12 protein-coding genes are annotated in these 18,494 nt (G+C 57.6%); 2 read left to right on the top strand and 10 right to left on the bottom strand.

Annotated elements, in window-relative coordinates; genetic code table 11:
* Window positions 1-173 precede the first annotated feature (173 nt).
* The 4 genes from L1A08_RS10390 to L1A08_RS10375 all read right to left on the bottom strand — a co-directional run bounded on the left by L1A08_RS10390 (window position 174) and on the right by L1A08_RS10375 (window position 5,012).
* Window positions 174-662, bottom strand: coding sequence for a CBS domain-containing protein (locus tag L1A08_RS10390; RefSeq protein ID WP_238756324.1), 489 nt, complete (start codon window positions 660-662; stop codon window positions 174-176).
* A 226-nt stretch (window positions 663-888) separates the two neighbouring features.
* On the bottom strand, window positions 889-2,175 hold the full coding sequence (locus tag L1A08_RS10385) for a lactate racemase domain-containing protein (RefSeq protein WP_238756323.1): 1,287 nt from the start codon (window positions 2,173-2,175) through the stop codon (window positions 889-891).
* Window positions 2,176-2,295: 120 nt separating this feature from the next.
* A complete protein-coding gene (locus tag L1A08_RS10380) occupies window positions 2,296-3,378 on the bottom strand; it encodes a GTPase (RefSeq protein ID WP_238756322.1) in 1,083 nt (360 codons plus the stop codon).
* A 17-nt stretch (window positions 3,379-3,395) separates the two neighbouring features.
* Window positions 3,396-5,012 carry a formylglycine-generating enzyme family protein gene (locus tag L1A08_RS10375; protein WP_238756321.1) on the bottom strand — a complete coding sequence of 539 codons (1,617 nt, stop codon included), beginning with the start codon at window positions 5,010-5,012 and terminating at the stop codon, window positions 3,396-3,398.
* A 663-nt stretch (window positions 5,013-5,675) separates the two neighbouring features.
* Between L1A08_RS10375 and carB the strand changes: the two genes are divergently transcribed.
* Complete coding sequence (gene carB, locus L1A08_RS10370; protein WP_238756320.1) at window positions 5,676-8,936, top strand: carbamoyl-phosphate synthase large subunit; 3,261 nt, start codon at window positions 5,676-5,678, stop codon at window positions 8,934-8,936.
* Between the two features lie 34 nt (window positions 8,937-8,970).
* Here carB and L1A08_RS10365 read toward each other — a convergent pair whose 3' ends face one another.
* The 4 genes from L1A08_RS10365 to L1A08_RS10350 form a co-directional block, all read right to left on the bottom strand.
* Entirely contained in the window at window positions 8,971-9,936 is a 966-nt protein-coding gene (locus L1A08_RS10365) for an ATP-binding response regulator (RefSeq protein ID WP_238756319.1), read from the bottom strand.
* A gap of 285 nt (window positions 9,937-10,221) precedes the next feature.
* Window positions 10,222-11,712: a Gfo/Idh/MocA family protein gene (locus L1A08_RS10360; protein WP_238756318.1), complete on the bottom strand. Its 1,491-nt coding sequence runs from the start codon at window positions 11,710-11,712 to the stop codon at window positions 10,222-10,224.
* A 337-nt stretch (window positions 11,713-12,049) separates the two neighbouring features.
* Entirely contained in the window at window positions 12,050-13,138 is a 1,089-nt protein-coding gene (locus tag L1A08_RS10355; protein ID WP_238756317.1) for a DUF1559 domain-containing protein, read from the bottom strand.
* Window positions 13,139-13,451: 313 nt separating this feature from the next.
* Window positions 13,452-14,471 (bottom strand): DUF1559 domain-containing protein, encoded by a 1,020-nt coding sequence (locus L1A08_RS10350; RefSeq protein WP_238756316.1) that lies wholly within the window; start codon window positions 14,469-14,471, stop codon window positions 13,452-13,454.
* A 308-nt stretch (window positions 14,472-14,779) separates the two neighbouring features.
* On the opposite strand from L1A08_RS10350, the gene L1A08_RS10345 reads away from it, so the two are divergent.
* Window positions 14,780-16,270, top strand: coding sequence for a hypothetical protein (locus L1A08_RS10345; RefSeq protein WP_238756315.1), 1,491 nt, complete (start codon window positions 14,780-14,782; stop codon window positions 16,268-16,270).
* A 64-nt stretch (window positions 16,271-16,334) separates the two neighbouring features.
* Here the strand turns inward: L1A08_RS10345 and dapB are convergent, their stop codons facing one another.
* Complete coding sequence (gene dapB, locus L1A08_RS10340; RefSeq protein WP_238756314.1) at window positions 16,335-17,141, bottom strand: 4-hydroxy-tetrahydrodipicolinate reductase; 807 nt, start codon at window positions 17,139-17,141, stop codon at window positions 16,335-16,337.
* 117 nt (window positions 17,142-17,258) lie between these two features.
* Window positions 17,259-18,449: a M24 family metallopeptidase gene (locus L1A08_RS10335; RefSeq protein WP_238756313.1), complete on the bottom strand. Its 1,191-nt coding sequence runs from the start codon at window positions 18,447-18,449 to the stop codon at window positions 17,259-17,261.
* Window positions 18,450-18,494: the final 45 nt, after the last annotated feature.

Here is an 18,494-nt window from a genome sequence, read left to right as displayed (position 1 = left end):
TCCCAATGGACGACATGCAGCGCATAAAAAACACACGAGCAGACATGGTAGCAGTCTGCTCGTGTGCGTGTCGAATTCGACGTCTCCTTCTGAGCGGCACGCAGGGCGTACTCAGCCAGGATTCCGCGGAGCCGAAAAGCTCTGCGGGAGACGAGTGTCGTCGGGCATCGGTCCTACGGGATAATGGTCGACTCTTCCCGGACCGACACACTGCTGAAGTACAGAATGCCAGAATCGCTGGTATCCTTCTGATGGCGTTTGATGCCGGAGTAAAACGCCCGCAGCACATCGCGTCGGCAAACCAGTCCCGCGAGTTCATTTTCGTTGCGTAGAACCGGCAGGCGGCGATAGGGCTCGTTCAGAAAGATGTCGACGATGCTGAGCATGTCGGTATCTTCGTAAATGAATCGTGCATTCGCATCGACATGCGAGCCGATTTCTGTCGTGGGATTGCTGTCGTATTCCATCCCCAAGAGCAGACTCAGACAGCTTTTTTCGGAGAGCACCCCCAGATAGCGACCGTCGTTATCGACGACCGGCGCACCGGCGATCTTGTACTTCGTCAGGATTCGAATGGCTTCCATCACATCCATGTGCGGTCGGAGCGTAATGATCTTGCGGACCATAATATCCCGGGCGGTCAGGTGACGATAAGAGTTCATCTGCTGTTCTCCTTCTCCCATATAGATGTGACGAGGGATGCAACCCCGCGACTGGGGGTGCCGTACGAAAGATTGCAGCTGACACAGCGGGGACTAAGAATTCCGATCCGTGTTGCCGCGAAGGCCGCGCTTTTCAGAAGTGACTCGGGACGGGATGCTGCGGACCATCTGTTTATGATACTGGCGAACATTCGCCACGCACAAACAAATTCCGATGTATCCGGAGTCAGTCTGAAAACTTTCCAGAATCTTCTTGACAGAGATTCTCGAAGAGCGATCCGCCGGCGAATACGCACTCGTAGTAATCGGGTCGAATCGAAACGCCGCACTTAAACTCACTTTGTCGGGCATCGCCCAGACAGGCCTCGCTGAGGTAAACGCGCTCCAGGCTTCCCGTGTTACGAATATGAACAATGCGCGGCTCCCGGCTGCACATACCGAGGGCGGCTTCGAACACCTCCCGGTCATTCTCAAAGACAACCGGACACATGGCCGACGTCGGATGGCGAGCCGTCATCGCGTTCACGGTGGTCTTTGACCAGTCGATCCGTTCCAGAGCTGCTCTGCGAGTGAACTCCGCCACTCCGATCCCGTTGGCGTTCCCCTGTGTCCCATCCGTCAGACCGCGGACGTAAATCAGCGACGTCTGGCACCAGTCGTCCGGGCCGGAAACATGATCGTTGTACTTCCGCCCAATGACGTTGGTGTCCATTCCCGTCCCACTGATTTCCTTGCCGATCTCATCGACCACCAGCAGGTCCACCGCAGTGACTGGAAGCCGAGCCACCAGCTCCGACGCCCGCTGCAGGAGGACCGGCTCCCGGCTGATGAATTCTCCGGCGGACAAACCGTGGATCTCGGCCAGTTGCTTTCGCTGATTCTCAATCAACGCCAGTCCTCCGAGACAGGGCACCCCCGCTAATACGATCTCCACAGCTTCTCTGATGAGTTCCGCAAACGGAACGGCAACCGCTGCTTCGTGATACGTGGCCGCTCCGACGTGCTTGCCCAGTCCAATCGTCAGCATCTTCAGCAGCCCCGACTGCACCTCCCCCGTGAAACGCGTATGAGGCTTGATCCGGTTGCAAAGAATCAGACCATCCACTTCGGAGACTGCGGCAGAAACGTGGACAGGCACGCCTGTGCTCGTCTCACCCAAAACGACTGTCTTGATCGTCGCAGAGCAAGGGACGCCCAATGCGCCAGGGCCGATGCCGAGCGTATCCAGCACGCCCATCTGGCCTTCAGCGGTGGCTCCACCATGACTGCCCATCGCAGGAATCAGAACCGGCTCGAAGGATCTCTCCCTCAGTTCAGCCACGGCGGCTGTGATCACTCGGGATTGCTCCGAGATTCCGCGGCTGCCGACGGCGAGTCCAATTCTCGCTCCCGCGTTCAACGAAGCCGTTTCACAGAACCGCCCCACGATCTGCCGGACATCGACGTCGATGTCCGGCAGATCCGCGTGAGGAAACGTTCGTGCAACCAGATACATCGATGGAAAGACCGGCATCGGCAATAAACTCGTCTAATCGGAGGAAACCAGGAACACGACGCCGCGTTCCCCGCACCTCAACGATACCACCGGGCGAGCAAGCGTTCCATGGCGGCTTCGCAGGCGAGCGAATCAGATTCAATCCAGGCCGCGACGATTGAACTCCGCGTTCAGCGATTCTTCCTGTCGAAGTGTGACGGGATAGACAACGTGTTCTGAAGGCAGCTCCGGGACGAGTCTTGCCGAGATAGCGTTGATCAGTTCTCGAACGCCTTCATCGGTTTTACTCGACACGGAAAGAGCATCTTCAATAGCGGTGCTGGACCAGCTTTCGTGCCGAGGGAGATCTGCTTTGTGCAGCACGAGCAATGCAGCGGGAAAGCGCTGAATGAGTTCGTGAGTGAATTCGTCACAGGGCTGACTCTGGTCGATCGCCACGATCTTCAGATCAGCCCGCTGCAGTGCCTTAACCGCCTGTTCAATGCCGCGGGCTTCAAGCTCATCAGCCGTACCTCGCTGACCGGCAGTATCGGACAAGCTGACAGGCCAGCCATCGATCGCTGTCTCGACAGACACGACATCCCGCGTGGTGCCCGGCTGATTAAACACGATCGCGCGCTCATAGCCCACAAGCCGATTAATCAGCGACGACTTCCCCACATTCGGCGGCCCCCCGACGACAACATCCCAGGGCTGCGTCAGACGGCTTCCAAATTTCTGCCAGCAACGGCATTCCGCCAGGTTGTCGACATCGAGCTGTTGCAACTGCTCCGCTCGCCAGAAGTTCTCGCCGAGTGACAGCTGGTGAAGCAAAAAGCCAGCCGCCCGTTCGGTTACAGATCGGGACAGGGCATCGAGATAGTCAGCTCGGAAATCCGGGGACGCTTCCGTCCAGCGAACTTCCGTCGCCCCCGCCGCCTTCGCGTCCGCCAGGATTCGGGCAACCGCGAAGCGGCCCCCGTGGCATTGAACTTCAACACGCTGCTCATCCGTCCGGCAAACGACAAGCTCTTCATCGCCCCAGCATCCGAAGACAATGCGGTTCAGCGACTGATCTGCCAGCGACCGACCATTTCGTGCTTCGAACCAAACAAGTCCTTCTGCGCGAGCCGCCTGTTCAAGTCGATCCAGATTCCCGTACAACTCGATAACCGCAACCGCTCCCCGCCCGCGTGGTGTCAGGACTGAAACATGCGGGAGATCGGGTGCGGTCAGGTTCATCGGTTTCGACGTCGTGATCAGTCAGCAGCGACCACAAAACGGAAACCGGTCTTGCGGGACGCTTCTTCTGGGTTGAGGGGATTTCGGGCCGCCGAGCGTAGCAGGCTCGCATCATCCTGCCAACTTCCCCCGCGAAGGACCTTCTGACCGCCCTCGGCGGGACCACGGGGATTCGTCCCGCCAGAGAGCCCCCTCGAATACCAATTCGAGCACCATTCGCTTACGTTGCCGTGCATGTCATAAAGCCCCCAGGCATTCGGCTCCCGTTTTCCAACATGAATCACATGGCTCACAGGCCCGAAGACACCGGCACGGGTCGCTGCGTAGCTGTGTATGTTGCGGAGGCGCGGGTCGTGACCATAGTAAAACTCGGTCTGAGTTCCGGCGCGGCAGCAGTACTCCCACTCGGCTTCCGTGGGCAGTCGAATCTCGACGTTCTGGGGAATCTGATCAGCCGATCGGGCGAACATCGTCAGGTTCTTGCAGAAGCGATTGGCGGCATTCCAGGAAATGTGGACAGCCGGGGCCTGCGGGTCAGTTGGCTCGCCGTAATCCAGCCAGGGCTGCGTATCAGTTACTTTGCGGAACACTTCCTGAGTCACTTCGGTCGTCCCAACCCAAAAGCCCGGGCCGAGCACCACTTCGACCTGAGTTTCATCATCGTTGCGGCCGGCTTCAGAATCGGGGCTTCCAATCATGGCCACCCCCGGCGGACACCAGACACAGGGAATCTCGAACGCTGTGAACTTTCGCACTTCGCCCGCCTGATTCCCTGTCAGCCCTTCGGGCATCTCCGGGACCAGGGACGACTCCGGAGCCATCGCAAGCTCAGCAGTTTGAGGATTTTCGAAGACAAACACCGGGCGGAATCCGATCTGTGCGCTGCGGGCCCGTTGCGTTTTCATTTCACGGGCAGCCGATCGTATTTCGACATGTTCGCTACTGAAGTCACCGCCACGAAGAACACGGTCGGAACCGTCGTTCTCGAAGACGGGGTCTTCTCCGTCCGTCAATGAAGACTGATAGTTGTCCCGACACCACTCGGCCACATTGCCGTGCATATCGAAGATGCCCCAGGGATTGGCTTTGATCCGTCCCACGGGTTCCGGAATTCGCCGCGAGCGACGATCAGCCGCCGCTTTGTACTCGGCATGTTCCGCCGCGAGTGACGCATCGATGTCGTCGCCGAAGCTGAAACGTGTCGAGGTTCCCGCACGACAGGCGTATTCCCACTGAGCTTCCGTCGGTAATCGAAATTCGCCATCGCTCGGGTAATCTCCCCGTTCACGGGCGATTTCCGTCAGTCGGCGACAGAACTCGGCAGCATCTTCCCAGGTAATTCCGATCGCCGGCAAGGCGGGATCGGCCTTCATTCCGGCCCGATCATTCCAGGGGCTGGTATCCATCACCGCACTCCACACCTCCTGGCTGACCTCGGTTTCACCGATCCAGTAGCCATTCGTCAGGGCGACTTCCACCGTGGTTTCATCGCTGTCGCGACCGGCTTCGGTCTCTGGACTTCCCATCTGAAAGACGCCGGGAGGGCACCAGCGGAATTTGATCTTGTATCGAGTGAGTTCCCTCAGATCTCCCGCGGCTGTTCCCATCATCTGGTGCGCAGGCGTCTGCGGCATGTCCATTCCCGCCGCTTCTGACGACGAAGACGTTTCGGGTGTTCCTTCCGGATCATCCGCGGAAGCCATCACTGGAGCGGTCGGATTCGCAACCGAGTTCGCAGGGCGAGACCCGGACGTTGTCGAATCCTGAGGTGTGACACTGTTCGGCCTCGTAACCGGGCCGAGCGCTGGGCGCGTAGCTGGAACAGCCGGCGCGGCTGCAGGAGCGTTCGGACGAGCAGGCAACAGCGGAACCGATTGTGTCGGCTGCTCGGGTTCACATCCCGTCAGCAGTAACATGGCAGCGAATATCAGCCCGCATCTCACGAGACAACTCCTACTTCATTTTGTACACTCTGAACAGCATCAATTGTCTTTGAATTTGACGTTTGAAATCAACGTCGGGCTCAGAGAAAATTGCCTCATCGACAAATTTTGAGCGAATTCCCCAGACCGATCCATTGATGTCGATTTCACGACCGTTTCGAAGGCCCTTCAATCCGATCTGAACGTGCCTCATACGGTTGCATCTCAGCAGAGGCCTGTTAATCTGGCTCAAATTTTGTGCGCCATCGGGCGCTCTCGCAGATCCTCCGTCTCCCGGTTCGCCGGTCGAGTTGCGGAACGCCGCCCTGCGACTTCTTTTCAGGTGCTGATGAATTAACGGAAGGTGAAGAAGACGTGCCGCGTCGCGACGACCTGCATAAAATCCTGATCATTGGATCAGGCCCCATTGTTATCGGTCAGGCTTGTGAGTTCGATTATTCGGGAACTCAGGCCTGTAAGTCCCTTCGCGAGCTGGGATACGAGGTCGTTCTCGTCAATTCGAACCCCGCGACGATTATGACCGACCCCGGCACTGCGGACCGAACTTATATCGAGCCGATCACCTGGCAATACGTCGAAGAGATTATCAAGCAGGAAAAGCCAGATGCGCTGCTGCCCACCCTGGGCGGACAGACGGGTCTGAATACTGCGATGGATCTCTTCAAACGGGGCATTCTCGAGAAGTACAACGTCGAGATGATTGGTGCCCGAGCCGACGTCATTGCCAAAGCCGAGGAACGCGAGCAGTTCAAAAAGGCCATGGTGTCCATCGGCATGGACGTCCCGCGCTCGGCGGTTGTCCATTCCATGGACGAAGCCCGCGCCATTCTCGACGAGATCGGCCTGCCGCTCATCATTCGAGCCAGCTACACGCTGGGTGGTGCAGGCGGCGGAATCGCTTACAACCGTGAGGAGTTCGAACAGAAGGTTCGCAACGGCCTCCAGCTCTCTCCGGTCAACGAGGTTCTGATTGAGGAATCCGTACTCGGCTGGAAAGAGTACGAGATGGAAGTGATGCGGGATAAGAATGACAACTGTGTCATTATCTGCGCGATCGAGAACCTCGATCCGATGGGCGTCCACACCGGCGACTCCATTACCGTCGCCCCCGCTCAGACGCTGACCGACAAAGAATACCAGCGGATGCGGGACGCCACGATTGCCTGTATGCGGGAGATCGGCGTCGAAACCGGCGGCTCGAACGTGCAGTTCGCCATTCACCCCGAAACCGGCCGCATGGTCATCATCGAGATGAACCCCCGCGTCAGCCGCTCCAGCGCGCTGGCTTCCAAAGCAACCGGTTTCCCGATCGCCAAGATCGCCGCCAAACTGGCTGTCGGATTCACCCTCGACGAAATCCCGAACGACATCACTCGAGAAACGCTCGCGTGTTTCGAGCCGACGATCGACTACGTCGTCACCAAGTTTCCGCGCTGGACTTTCGAAAAGTTCCCGGATGCCGACCCGGTCCTGACCGTGCAAATGAAATCGGTCGGTGAAACAATGGCCATCGGGCGAACCTTCAAGGAATCTTTCCAGAAGGCCCTGCGTGGTCTGGAGATTGGCCACTTTGGACTCGGTGGCGGCAAGAAGGACCTCTGCGGTCGTGGCGAGACACTTTCACACGACGAGATCCGCAGCAAACTTGCCATTCCAAATACGGAGCGAGTTTTCTTCATCCGCTACGCGTTACTGAATGGCTTCGATCTCGACGAGATTCATCGACTCACCAGCATCGATTTCTGGTTCCTGCGGCACATCGAAGAACTGGTGCAGCTTGAACTGGAACTCAAAACACACCCTGAGGTTCAGGACTGCCCCGACGAATTGCTCTACCGGGCGAAGCGCGCGGGCTTTTCCGATCAACAGCTGGCCGGATGGTGGAACAGCTCCGAACTGCAGATTCGGGAATATCGTAAACAGAAGGGCATTGAACCGGTCTTCAAGCAGGTCGATACCTGTGCGGCTGAGTTCGAAGCTTACACCCCATACTACTATTCCACCTACGAACAGGAAGATGAGTCGCCGGCACGCAATCCTGAGAAGCCCCGCCGTATCATGATTCTGGGTGGGGGTCCGAACCGAATCGGACAGGGAATTGAGTTCGACTACTGCTGTTGCCAGGCTGCTTTCGCGCTCCACGATCTGGGCATCGAAAGCATCATGGTCAACTCGAACCCGGAAACGGTTTCGACCGACTACGACACGTCCGACATTCTCTTTTTCGAACCTTTGACGCTCGAAGACGTGCTGAATATTTGCGATCGCATCCAGCCGGACGGAGTGATCGTTCAGTTCGGCGGACAGACGCCATTGAACCTGGCCAAAGGTTTGGAAGCTGCCGGAGTTCCCATCATCGGAACCTCTCCGGACAGCATCGATGATGCGGAAGACCGCGAACGATTCCAGAAGATCCTGCAGAGAATCGACCTCAAGCAGCCTCCCAACGGAACGGCCATCGATGTCGAAGGTGCGGTCGCTCAGGCTCAGCAGATCGGCTACCCGGTGCTCGTTCGCCCCAGCTACGTGCTCGGGGGCCGGGCCATGCAGATCTGCTACCAGGAATCCCAGCTCTTCAAGTACATGACCGAAGCGGTCAACGCGTCGCCGGACCATCCGGTTCTGATCGACAAGTTCCTGCAGGACGCTATCGAAGTCGACGTCGATGCCATTTCCGATGGCGAGACGACGATCGTGGGCGGCATCATGGAACACATCGAAGAAGCCGGCATCCATTCGGGTGACTCGGCTTGTGCGATCCCACCGCATTCGCTGTCTCAGGACACGATCGAAGAGATCCGTCAGGCGACCTACGCCCTTGCACGCGAACTCAAGGTTCGCGGCCTGATGAATATCCAGTACGCCGTGAAGCAGAATGAGGGTCAGAACGAGGTCTACGTTCTCGAGGTCAACCCTCGCGCCAGCCGCACGTCGCCATTCGTCTCCAAAGCCACCGGAGTCTCTCTCGCGCGGATCGCCGCCAAAGTGATGGCGGGGGTCTCGCTCAAAGAGCAGGGCGTTACCGAAGAAGTCGTGCCTCGGCACACCTCGGTGAAAGAATCGGTCTTCCCGTTCTCGCGATTCCCGGGCGTCGATATCGTCCTGGGCCCCGAAATGCTTTCCACCGGGGAAGTCATGGGAATCGACGGAACGTTCGCCGAAGCCTTCGCCAAGAGCCAGCTTGCAGCTGGATCGACAATTCCGTCGAGCGGAAAAGTCTTCATCAGCATGGCGGGCAACTACAAGCAGCGAATGGTCGAGCCGGCTCGACGGCTCAGCCAGCTCGGCTTCGAGCTTGTTGCCACGTCCGGCACGGCTGCCGTCCTCCAGGAAGCCGGAGTTCCGGTTGAGGTCGTCAAGAAGGTTCAGGAAGGACGTCCGAACCTGCTTGACTATATGACCAATGGAGAAATCGCCTATATCTTCAACACGCCGAGTAAGCGCGGTCCGAACACCGATGAAGGTCGAATTCGTGCCGCGTCGGTTTCCAATCGGGTCCCCTGCGTTACGACGCTGCCGGGATGCCTGGCCGTGATTGAAGCTCTCGAAGCGTTCGCGAAAGATCCGTCTCCGAAGGTTCGAGCTCTTCAGGACTGGGCGGACGTCGTGCAGTAAAACTCCCAACGCGACTGGGCCTGGGGCGTTTGCTTCAGGCCCACACGACGGGGCGTGCATTCTTCTGACCAACTCGGGTCGAGTCGACGGATTGCGGCACCATCCGGGTCAAACGCACGCAGCGACCGCGGTCGGTATATTCGACCGAATCCATGAAGGTTCGCATCAGGAGCAGTCCACGACCGCAGGGTCGCAGGAGAAACTCCGGTTGACGCGGATCGGCGACCGCTGCAATGTCGAAACCAGCTCCCTCATCCTGAATGACAACCTGCACCTGGCTCCGATCAATCACGACATCAATCCGTATGTGCCGATCGCAATAGGGAGCCTCGCTTGAGCGAGCCGCCACAAGGGCTTCGTATTCACTATAGGACTCGTCTCGAAGGCTTGAGTCCACTTCCAGGTTGCCGTGAACGATCGAGTTCACCAGGGCCTCTTCGGTCGCCACGAGCATCTGCGACGTCGCATGACTGCTGAACGGAGAATGCTCCAGAAGATTGGACTTGAGTCCCTCGATGAACGGAGAAACCAGCTGGCAATCGGTGGTCAGTTCGTATGCCATTTCCAGACGGGTCACGGAACTCTGTAACTGAGATCTCAGATGCCGTTTTGCGACGGTCTTCGAAACCGACTCTACGATGCTGAACAGTTCGTTCTTGACGCTGGCCTTTGGAAGGTAATTGACAGCTCCTCGCCTGAGTGCTTCGACCACTTTCCCTTCGTCGCCATAAGCCGTGACGGCGATCACCGGAATCTCGAGTCCCTCCTGACGCAACATCGTGATGATGTCGAGTCCGTTGCTTTCGCTCCGGTCCTCTGCGACCAGATGCAGATCCGTCATCACAATGTCGAAAGATTCCACCCGCAGGCTGTTGAGCGCCGTCTCAAGATCGGCAACGGTGCGGACTTCGTAGCGCCCTCGGCTGGACAGCACGACCTGCATGTATTTCCGCCAGGCGGGATCATCGTCGATGATCAATATGCGAGCGGGACGGTTCATCGGACACTCCGAAAGGAAGAGAAGGGCAGCAGCGTGGACAAATATAGCTCTGGCTGACCGGTCGGAACCGGCCCAAAGATGAGAATCCCTGCCGCTGATCTCATCACGAATCGACCAGTCCGCTTTTTGCGACCGCTCCGCGTTTGCCGAACATGTCAGATACGCCGGTTGTTCGGCTTGACCGACTCCACTGACCGGCCTCGGGTTCCCCTCTCGCTCTATGAAAAAAAGAAGCCGCACGCTCGAACGCGTGCGGCTTCGGGTCTCGTTGGAGACAAATCCAGCCTAGCTGTTTTCCGGAGGGTTGCCGTTTACCCAGGGTCCGGCCAGCTTCATGTAGTCCGGCTCACGCAGCGTGGAACCGTAATCGCCAGCGGTCCAACCGGGCACGTGGCTCGCGGAACCACGATCTTCGGAGTTCTTTTCCCACTTCTTCGCCCAGCTGCCGTCTCCGTCGGAGATCGTTCCGGTCGAGGCATCGAAGTGGAACACACGACCTTCGCGGTAGCTGCGAGCTCCCAGAATTACGGTCGTGATGGCAGCTGCACCGAGATCCGGCGGGTTGTTACAGGCCTTCGGGTCGTTGGCGTTAATGGCATCGACCCAGTTCTTGAAGTGCAGATAGGTCGTCGATTCCTTCGGCGTTTCGACGGCAATATCTTCTTCCTTCAGGCTGCTGTCATGAGTGACCTGCGGCCGTTCAGGCACGAACTTGAAGCTTTCGAACTGCTCACCATTTCCGAACACGAAGGATCCAAAGTGACCACGGATCAGCTGATTGATCCGGGTCTCCTGATTACACATCGTGGCATTGATAAGTCCCTGAACTCCTTCGTTGAAGTCAGCAACCACGGTGGCAACATCCGGAACGTCCCGGCCATCGTACTCCAGATAGATTCCGCCGGCTCCGACCACGCGGCCCGGGTACATCAGGCCCGTTGCTTTGAGCATCGAAGTCGTGCGGTGGACGAACAGGTCGGTAAACATGCCCGAACCAAACGGCCAGAACCGACGCCACTGTTTGTAGACAGCGCGGTCGAATGGCATGTCTTCGGCGAGACCTTCTTCGACTCCCAGCCAGCGTTTCCAGTCGATGGTTTTCGGCGTCATCTGCTTTTCAAGAGCGTAGTATCGCCATTGTCCCATATCGGAGTTGCGGAAGTACTCGGTCTGGAACTGCAGGACTTTCCCGAGCTTACCGTCGTTGATCAGTTCGCGAACCTGATTCCACACCGGCAGCGAAGTCGACTGCACACCGACCTGCATCACTTTGCCGCTGCTTCGCCAGGCGTCGACAACTTTCAACGCTTCTTCGACGAACTTCGTCATTGGCTTTTCACAGTAGACATGCAGCCCCGCTTCGAGCGAATCGACGATCTGCTTGGCATGCCAGTGATCCGGCGTTCCGATACAAACCGCGTCGAGATTCTCCTTCTCGATCATGTCGCGGTAGTCGACATACTTCGCCGGCGTATTTCCATTCTCTTTCTGGATGTAATCGCAGACCTTGTCGACCTGTTCGCTGTAAACGTCGGCGACAGCCACCAGATCGATGTTGGAGCCTTCGTTCTTCTGCTGGCAGAGGGTCTTGACGTGAGCGCCGAATCCGCGGCCCCCGGGACCGATGAACCCAATGCGGATTCGCTCGTTACTGCCGGCTGCACTGGCAGCGGTCGTGGCGAAAGTGCTCAGGCCGGCCGCCATAGCAGCAGCCGTACCAGTTGTTTTCATGAAATCACGACGATCAACGCCGGTGGATTCACCCGATTGACTCATGGAGTTCTCCTGTCACGTGTGTCCGGCAGTAGGTAATACACTGCCACTGGTTGTTCGCAGAGCCCCCGCGCATTCGCCGACGGGAACCCGGTCACAATAATTTGTGTCTGCTGAAGTTGCCAGCAAAGATCAAAAAATGATTATACGCCGGACAATCAGATTTTTCCCCTCTGACGTCCTCCGCTCCCCCGTTTATCGGGCGATCCCCCCTCGAAACATGGAGCCGATTTTCGCGTCTTCCAGGTTCGATTCGGAAATTTTTTCTTGAACAAAATCCATCAAAAAAGGCGACCTGAACCGCTTCAGGTCGCCTTCAAGGATCAATTGAGAGGGTTGATTAGAACTCGCCGATGACTTCATTGCCCTGGACGGTATGGACTGCGGCCCATGTTCCAGCGTCGATATTCTCACTCACGAACCGAACGCCACCATCACCCATGCAGACCTGAACACCACCCGTGTGGCGACTGCGGGCGGCCTGCCACTGGTCCTGATTCGTAGTGTCATTGCACTCGAACATCCGGCGCAGATCCATATTCGGATTACTGGCGATTCCATTGTCGCAATGCGCGGTCCGTTCGCGAATCACGGTCGCATCCTGGTTGGGACGAAGCACCTGGTTCGGAATGTTCAAATTTCCTGAACCGCCACTGCCGGCACTGTAAGTCGCACCACTTGACAAGGCCCACGCGCCCCAGGAGTTATCGTTCTTGCTTCCGTCCGGCCGGACGATCAGTTCGCTGATGATCGCGGTATTCGACTGACCGTCGACGAAGTCACGGAATCGGGCACCATACATCATTGCAACATGAAACGGTCCCTTGCGGCTACCGCGATTGAAGTGATCGTTGTGCATCCCGCTTCCGGCGCCCATCGAAATGGCGTAGTTGCCGCGTGAAAAGGTCCCTCGGCCACCGTTGGAATTGTCCATCGTGCCGCGCTGCCCCGGATCGCTCGGACATTTGTACGTATCGATCTTGGCAGACTCGACGCCATTGTTGATATCGGTCGACCGTCCCACATTGAAGTTGAACTGGTCATACAGAGCCGGCTCTTCAACATAAGGCAGAATCAAAACCGCCCAGGTTGCTGACCAGTCCCCATGGCGAGAATTCTCATTCGGATCATTCGTAGAGCTGGAACCACCGCACAAGCCGCCGCCGCTGCAGATCGCTCCGGGAGGCAGCTGCTTGAATGTGTCGTGATAATTGTGCATGGCCAGACCAAGCTGCTTCAGGTTGTTCTTACAGCTCGAGCGACGAGCGGCCTCGCGGGCCTGCTGAACCGCTGGAAGAAGCAGGGCGACCAAGATCGCGATGATCGCGATCACAACGAGTAGTTCGATCAACGTAAACGCCGAACGTCGAGTGTGACCTGTCGCCGAGCGAGTGACAGCGACGCGCATAAAACGAGGGGTGCGCAGCATAAGTAGAGTCCTTTGATGAAGAGAAGTGACGAACTCGGGGCGAATGCCCACAATCAGAATTTTTGAGAAAAGGCTCTAAGGAATCCATTAGTAACCGTTTATACCTCATCGTCAATCCGAACTTGCGTACTTTTACCGATAAGCACCAGAATCCCCGCCCCGTCATGACTTAATGTCCACCACATCGCCTGGCATTTCATACGCCTTCGCCTCAAATCGGACAGGAACCAATGACTCAACTGGCGTAAAGCCCAACAAAAAAGGGCGATCTGAACATTGTCAGATCGCCCTGTGAGCCAGCGAGGTTTCGCGATTAGAATTCGCCAACGACCTGGTTGTCCTGGATCGCCAGCAATCTCGTCCACGTATCCTGGTCGATGTTTTCGGAGATGAATCGAACCGTACCATCGCCCAGTGTGGCCTGCACACCGCCCTGATGATAAGAACGAGCCGCCACACCGGAGTTCGCCCCCGCATCGGGATTATTCCGACGATTGAACTCCGGATCGCTGTTGTTGTTGGACGCATAGTGCGAAGCGTCCGTCACGCGGGTCGTGTTCGGCGTCAGAATGGTGTCTCCCCCATTCCCGCGGCGTCCAGAAAACGTCGGTCCCGAGCACCATCCCCAGGCCCCTTTGTCGTCACCACCGCCGATTCCAGTGACGATTTCACTCATCAGAATTACGTTGCTGGTACCGTCGGTAATGTCGCGGAACTTGGCCCCGTACATTCCCACAACACTAAACGGCCCCTTGAAGGTCGAGTTGTTGAAGTGGCTACGCTGGAGCAGGTATCCAGCGCCGACGTTCGCTCCATAGGTGATCTTCTCAAACCCGTTGAAGTCCTGAGTCAGCATGCTCCAGTTCGTGGGCGCACTGGGGCACATCAGGGTCGAAACACGTCGCCGTGTCACCTGATTGTTTCCAGTCGTCGCATTCCCGTCGCGAGCCCGCGTTTCGAAGTCGTAAAGATCGTACAGGGCTCCCTGTTCCATATACGGGAACAGCATCAGCACCCAGGTGGCGCCCCAGTTCGCGTCCCGACAGCTTTCCGGAGCGGTGCTGGCGGTCATATGAATCGCAGCCGGCGGAAACTGCTTGTGGGCATCGTGGTAGTTGTGAAGTGCAAGACCGACCTGCTTGAGATTGTTCTTACAGCTTGATCGGCGGGCGGCTTCACGGGCCTGCTGGACAGCTGGGAGCAATAATGCCACCAGAATGGCGATGATTGCAATCACGACTAACAGTTCGATCAGCGTAAACGCGGATCGACTTGAAAAGTTTCGCGCTTGAGTGGGTGAATCGGTGCGCGAAGAGACCAAGGTGCGCAGCATATTAGGAGTCCTTACCATGAAGAGGAAAACAGAAGGGCGAATGCCCAAATCATGAACGCATCGAGAGAGTTCGTGAACATCTATTACAATCCCTTAATATCCACCAGTCAACCTTGACCCGAAGTCTTTTCACTTTCCTGGCGAGACCCTGGGGCACGACATGCACGCATGGCCACACAACATCTTGTTCGCCGTACTTCCTCTCACACAATGGCTGGTAATAAAAACCGGTCTTGTGTTCGACCGCTGGTAGAAATTACATTCCCCGCACAGATCTTGACTTTCCATCTGCCGAAAGGAGTCGCGCAGTGCATTCGATGCCCTATCCGCCGGACTGGTCGCGGGAAGAATCTCCAGAAACGTTCGATTACTGGAACCGCTACAGTCGTCGCTGGGCTGTTTACGGCTACGCACTGCTGCAGGCTGAGGAAGAGGAAGGTCCCTGGCGGATCACGGCGATCGCCGGGTACCTCGCGCTGTTCCTCGTCTTTATCCTGTTCCTCGGCTCGATGGAGCAGCCCACCGTCGCCCGGCCGCAACCGCAGACGATCCAACGCGTCGCAGCTGTTCAAGCGGAGTTGCAACCCGCGGAACCCGAAGAGATCGTGCTCGATACAGTGACGCCTCTTTCTCCCCGCGTGATTGAAACCTCGTACCCGGTGGAAATCGCACAGGTCGCCTGGGAGAAGCCGGTAGAATCTGCCCCCGTGGAACCAGAAGTATTCGATGATCCCTTCGCGATGTTCGGGGCACCCCCAGAGAAACCGACTCCGCCTCCCACTGTCACCGGCAAGCCAGTGCTGGCGGGAGATGTCGCGACGACTGCGTTCACACCCGACTTTGATTTCGCCGAAGTCACTTCAACGCGATTCGGACAAAGCTCGTACGCAGCCGCTCCGCTGGCCGATCTGTACGCCGGCAACCGCTGGCATACGCCGACGGGCCCTGCTGCAGACGACTTCTTCCCGGTGACTCAATCGCGCTGGCAAGATCAGGCGATTCGCAAAGCTCGGAGCGAAATCGTTCCTTCCGGTTCCCGCGATACGGTCTTGACCACCACCCGGCCCAGCCAGAGATCGAGTCAACAGGTCAAACTAATGAAGAAGGTTCCCGCTCACACCACGGCCGGGCAGCCGCTCATTTACGTGCTTGAGCTCGTTAACGATGGCTCGCGTCACATCGATCAGTTACTGATTACCGAGCATCTGGCCGACCTCTCCTGCGTTCTGGAAACGCAGCCGCCAGCGACAATGGTCGACGATCAACTGACGTGGACCATTGAAGATCTCGCTCCTCATGAAACGCGCGTCCTGACAATCACCTGCGATGCCACGAGCGGGGGCGCCACATTCACGTCGCAATCTTCGCTGGAGGTCGTCGAAACTCTGGCTGCGGCGACGCGTGTTTTCGTGCCCGATGTGACGGTCGAGATTACCGTTCCTGTCCGGGTCGAACAGGGACAGGAGTTTGAAGCTCAATTCTCGGTGCGGAACAACAGCGACAAAACTTTCCGCCCCTCCGACATGAGTATTGAACTGGTCCGGGGTCTCGAAGTGAAACAGGGCAGGCAGCTGACTCGCCGGATCCAGGTCCCCGCTCCCGGGAAGTCGATTGAATTTCCCCTGACGCTGACGACAACCGACATTGGCGAAGCAGTGATGGAAGCAAAGCTGAATCTGGACAACAGCCTGACCGTCCCCGTACGGGCGCATACGACAATTTCGGAGGCGGCTCCGACGAAACCGGGCAGCAATAAGGTGCGTCGCCCGACTCAGGATTTCGCAAGCCTGTCGCAGTAGAGCATTTTCATGTCTCTCCTGCAGTCGCATTTTTAATCTGCTCGAGACACGAATCCGGATTCGATCAGAAGCCGAGGACGTCGTCCATCGAATACAGCCCGGCTTTCTGCTTTGCGAGGAAACGGGCCGCATTCACAGCTCCGAATGCGTAGCTGTCGCGGGTATGACCGCGCACGTAGATCTCCAGCGTCTCGCCGAGCATGCCAAAGACAATTGTGTGCTCGCCAACGTTGTCTCCAGTCCGCAGAGCGTGGTAACCAATCTCGGACTGCTTCCGCTGACCGGTTCGCCCTTCGCGACCGTGGACATGATCATCCTGGCCCATCTCTTCGGACACAATCTGGCCGAACTTCAGAGCGGTCCCGCTGGGAGCATCTTCTTTGTAGCGGTGGTGCCGCTCGATGATCTCGACATCGACTCCGTCCGAAATGTTCTTCGCGGCACGAGACGCATCTCGAACCAGCTTCATCGCCAGATTCACAGCTGTGCTCGTACTCGGAGCGATCAGAACGGGAGCCGTTTGAGAGCAACCAAGCACGGTCTCCTTCTGCTCGTCGGTCAGACCGGTCGTCGCTACCAGAAGTGGAATTCGACGCTCCTCGCAAATGTGTGCGATATGCAGGCAGGCGTCCGGAACGGAAAAATCGATCATCACATCGGGGGCTTCGAATGGATCGGAGGAACTCGTCACCGGCACACCAATCGGACCGATGGCCGCCAGCTCTCCAGCGTCCTGTCCAATGCAGGTCGAACCAGCCGAGTCGAGGGCCACGGCCAGTTTCATGTCTTTCTGACTCGAAACAGCGGCCACAATTCGCCGTCCCATTCGGCCGGCTGCTCCATTGATTCCAATCGTGATGTGATCGTTCATTGATTCGGTTCCGCTTGATATCCCGCGCCGCGGGAGCTGAGTGAAGAGTCCAGTGCGCGTTTGCGTACGCGGCATCGGCACGATAGCGACTCGCCTCTGCGATGTCCAAGTCGCCCGTCAGACGATCGGCTGAATCGCCGTCTGGACCGGCCCGCCTGTCACGTGCACCTGACAATTCTCGTCAATGAACACGTTGATCTCGCTGCGAAGCCCGAATGTATCCTGGTAGATTCCGGGCTCGATCGTGAACAGAGAACCGGGCAGCAGTAGACGCTCTTCCCGCATCTCAAAGTCATCGAGATGGGCACCATTGCCATGCACTTCGCGGCCGAGGCTGTGGCCGGTTCGATGCAGGAAGTACGTGCCATAGCCCGAAGACGTAATCACTTCCCGCACGGCTGCGTCCACTTCCCACCCAGCCAGCAGATCTCCGGTAGCGCAGCGATTTTTCACGAGTTCCACACCCGTGTCGCGAGCCCGCGTGACGATCTCGAAGACGGAAGCATATTGATCGGGAACCTCAGCGCCGACATACCCCATTCGGGTCAGATCGCTGTAAATACTGCCCGCTTCCTCCGATTTGCACCACATGTCGATCATGACCAGATCCCCCTGGCGGATCTCGGTATCGTCTCCGGTTCCGGTCTCGTAGTGAGGCAATCGATTCCCGGGCTGACGGGCGACTAGGGGCGGCGAGTAGGTGGTCATCTTCCGCGTTTCGAAATGCTCCAGGATGCGCTCACGAACATCGAGTTCGGCCACCCGACCGCCATTAGCGGTCTTCTCGGCGATGAACTTCCAGCACATCTCAAAGGCCGACGTCGTGACTTCTGTGGCCTGCAAATGCGACTGCCACTGTGCTGCGGTCAGTCGGGCTTCGAACTGCTGAATGAGATTGCCCGACGAGACGATCTGCGGTCCCATCGTGCGAATCAATTCCAGAGTGCCGCCATCAATGCGGGAGACATAAGGGTTGTTCCCATAAGGGGCATACTCCATCGCCACCGATTGCAGAGGAGAAAGAGCGTTCTTGAGAATCTCGTGCAGTTCGCGCCAGTTGCGATAGATCCTGAGTTCGCCGGGAAGGGTACTGAGGGCATCGGTTTCGATCCCGTGCACGATTCGCAGTGGCTCGCCTTCGGCAGGAATGAGATAGAACCAGCGACGAGAGCCCGGATGCCGCTCGGTCAGATCGAGCACACTCCTTGCGAGCGGATTGGTCCCGCGAAAATCATAGAGCAACCATCCTCCGAGTTCGGCCTCTGCGATCGCCTGCTGCCAGGCCTCGACTCTGGAATCTGATGGCATCTCACCTCTTTCAAAATCAATTGCGAGTCATGGTTTATCGTGAGA

The organism is Rubinisphaera margarita (genome assembly GCF_022267515.1).
Taxonomy (GTDB): domain Bacteria; phylum Planctomycetota; class Planctomycetia; order Planctomycetales; family Planctomycetaceae; genus Rubinisphaera; species Rubinisphaera margarita.
Note: the sequence above shows the minus strand (reverse complement) of the source record. Positions and strands in the feature narration are given on the sequence as shown.

Coding starts and splice junctions, on each gene's coding strand:
- L1A08_RS10390 (WP_238756324.1), bottom strand. CDS start 662: ATGAACTCTTATCGTCACCTGACCGCCCGGGATATTATGGTCCGCAAG.
- L1A08_RS10385 (WP_238756323.1), bottom strand. CDS start 2,175: ATGCCGGTCTTTCCATCGATGTATCTGGTTGCACGAACGTTTCCTCAC.
- L1A08_RS10355 (WP_238756317.1), bottom strand. CDS start 13,138: ATGCTGCGCACCCCTCGTTTTATGCGCGTCGCTGTCACTCGCTCGGCG.
- L1A08_RS10335 (WP_238756313.1), bottom strand. CDS start 18,449: ATGCCATCAGATTCCAGAGTCGAGGCCTGGCAGCAGGCGATCGCAGAG.
- L1A08_RS10360 (WP_238756318.1), bottom strand. CDS start 11,712: ATGAGTCAATCGGGTGAATCCACCGGCGTTGATCGTCGTGATTTCATG.
- L1A08_RS10365 (WP_238756319.1), bottom strand. CDS start 9,936: ATGAACCGTCCCGCTCGCATATTGATCATCGACGATGATCCCGCCTGG.
- L1A08_RS10350 (WP_238756316.1), bottom strand. CDS start 14,471: ATGCTGCGCACCTTGGTCTCTTCGCGCACCGATTCACCCACTCAAGCG.
- L1A08_RS10375 (WP_238756321.1), bottom strand. CDS start 5,012: ATGCCGCAGACGCCTGCGCACCAGATGATGGGAACAGCCGCGGGAGAT.
- L1A08_RS10380 (WP_238756322.1), bottom strand. CDS start 3,378: ATGAACCTGACCGCACCCGATCTCCCGCATGTTTCAGTCCTGACACCA.
- dapB (WP_238756314.1), bottom strand. CDS start 17,141: ATGAACGATCACATCACGATTGGAATCAATGGAGCAGCCGGCCGAATG.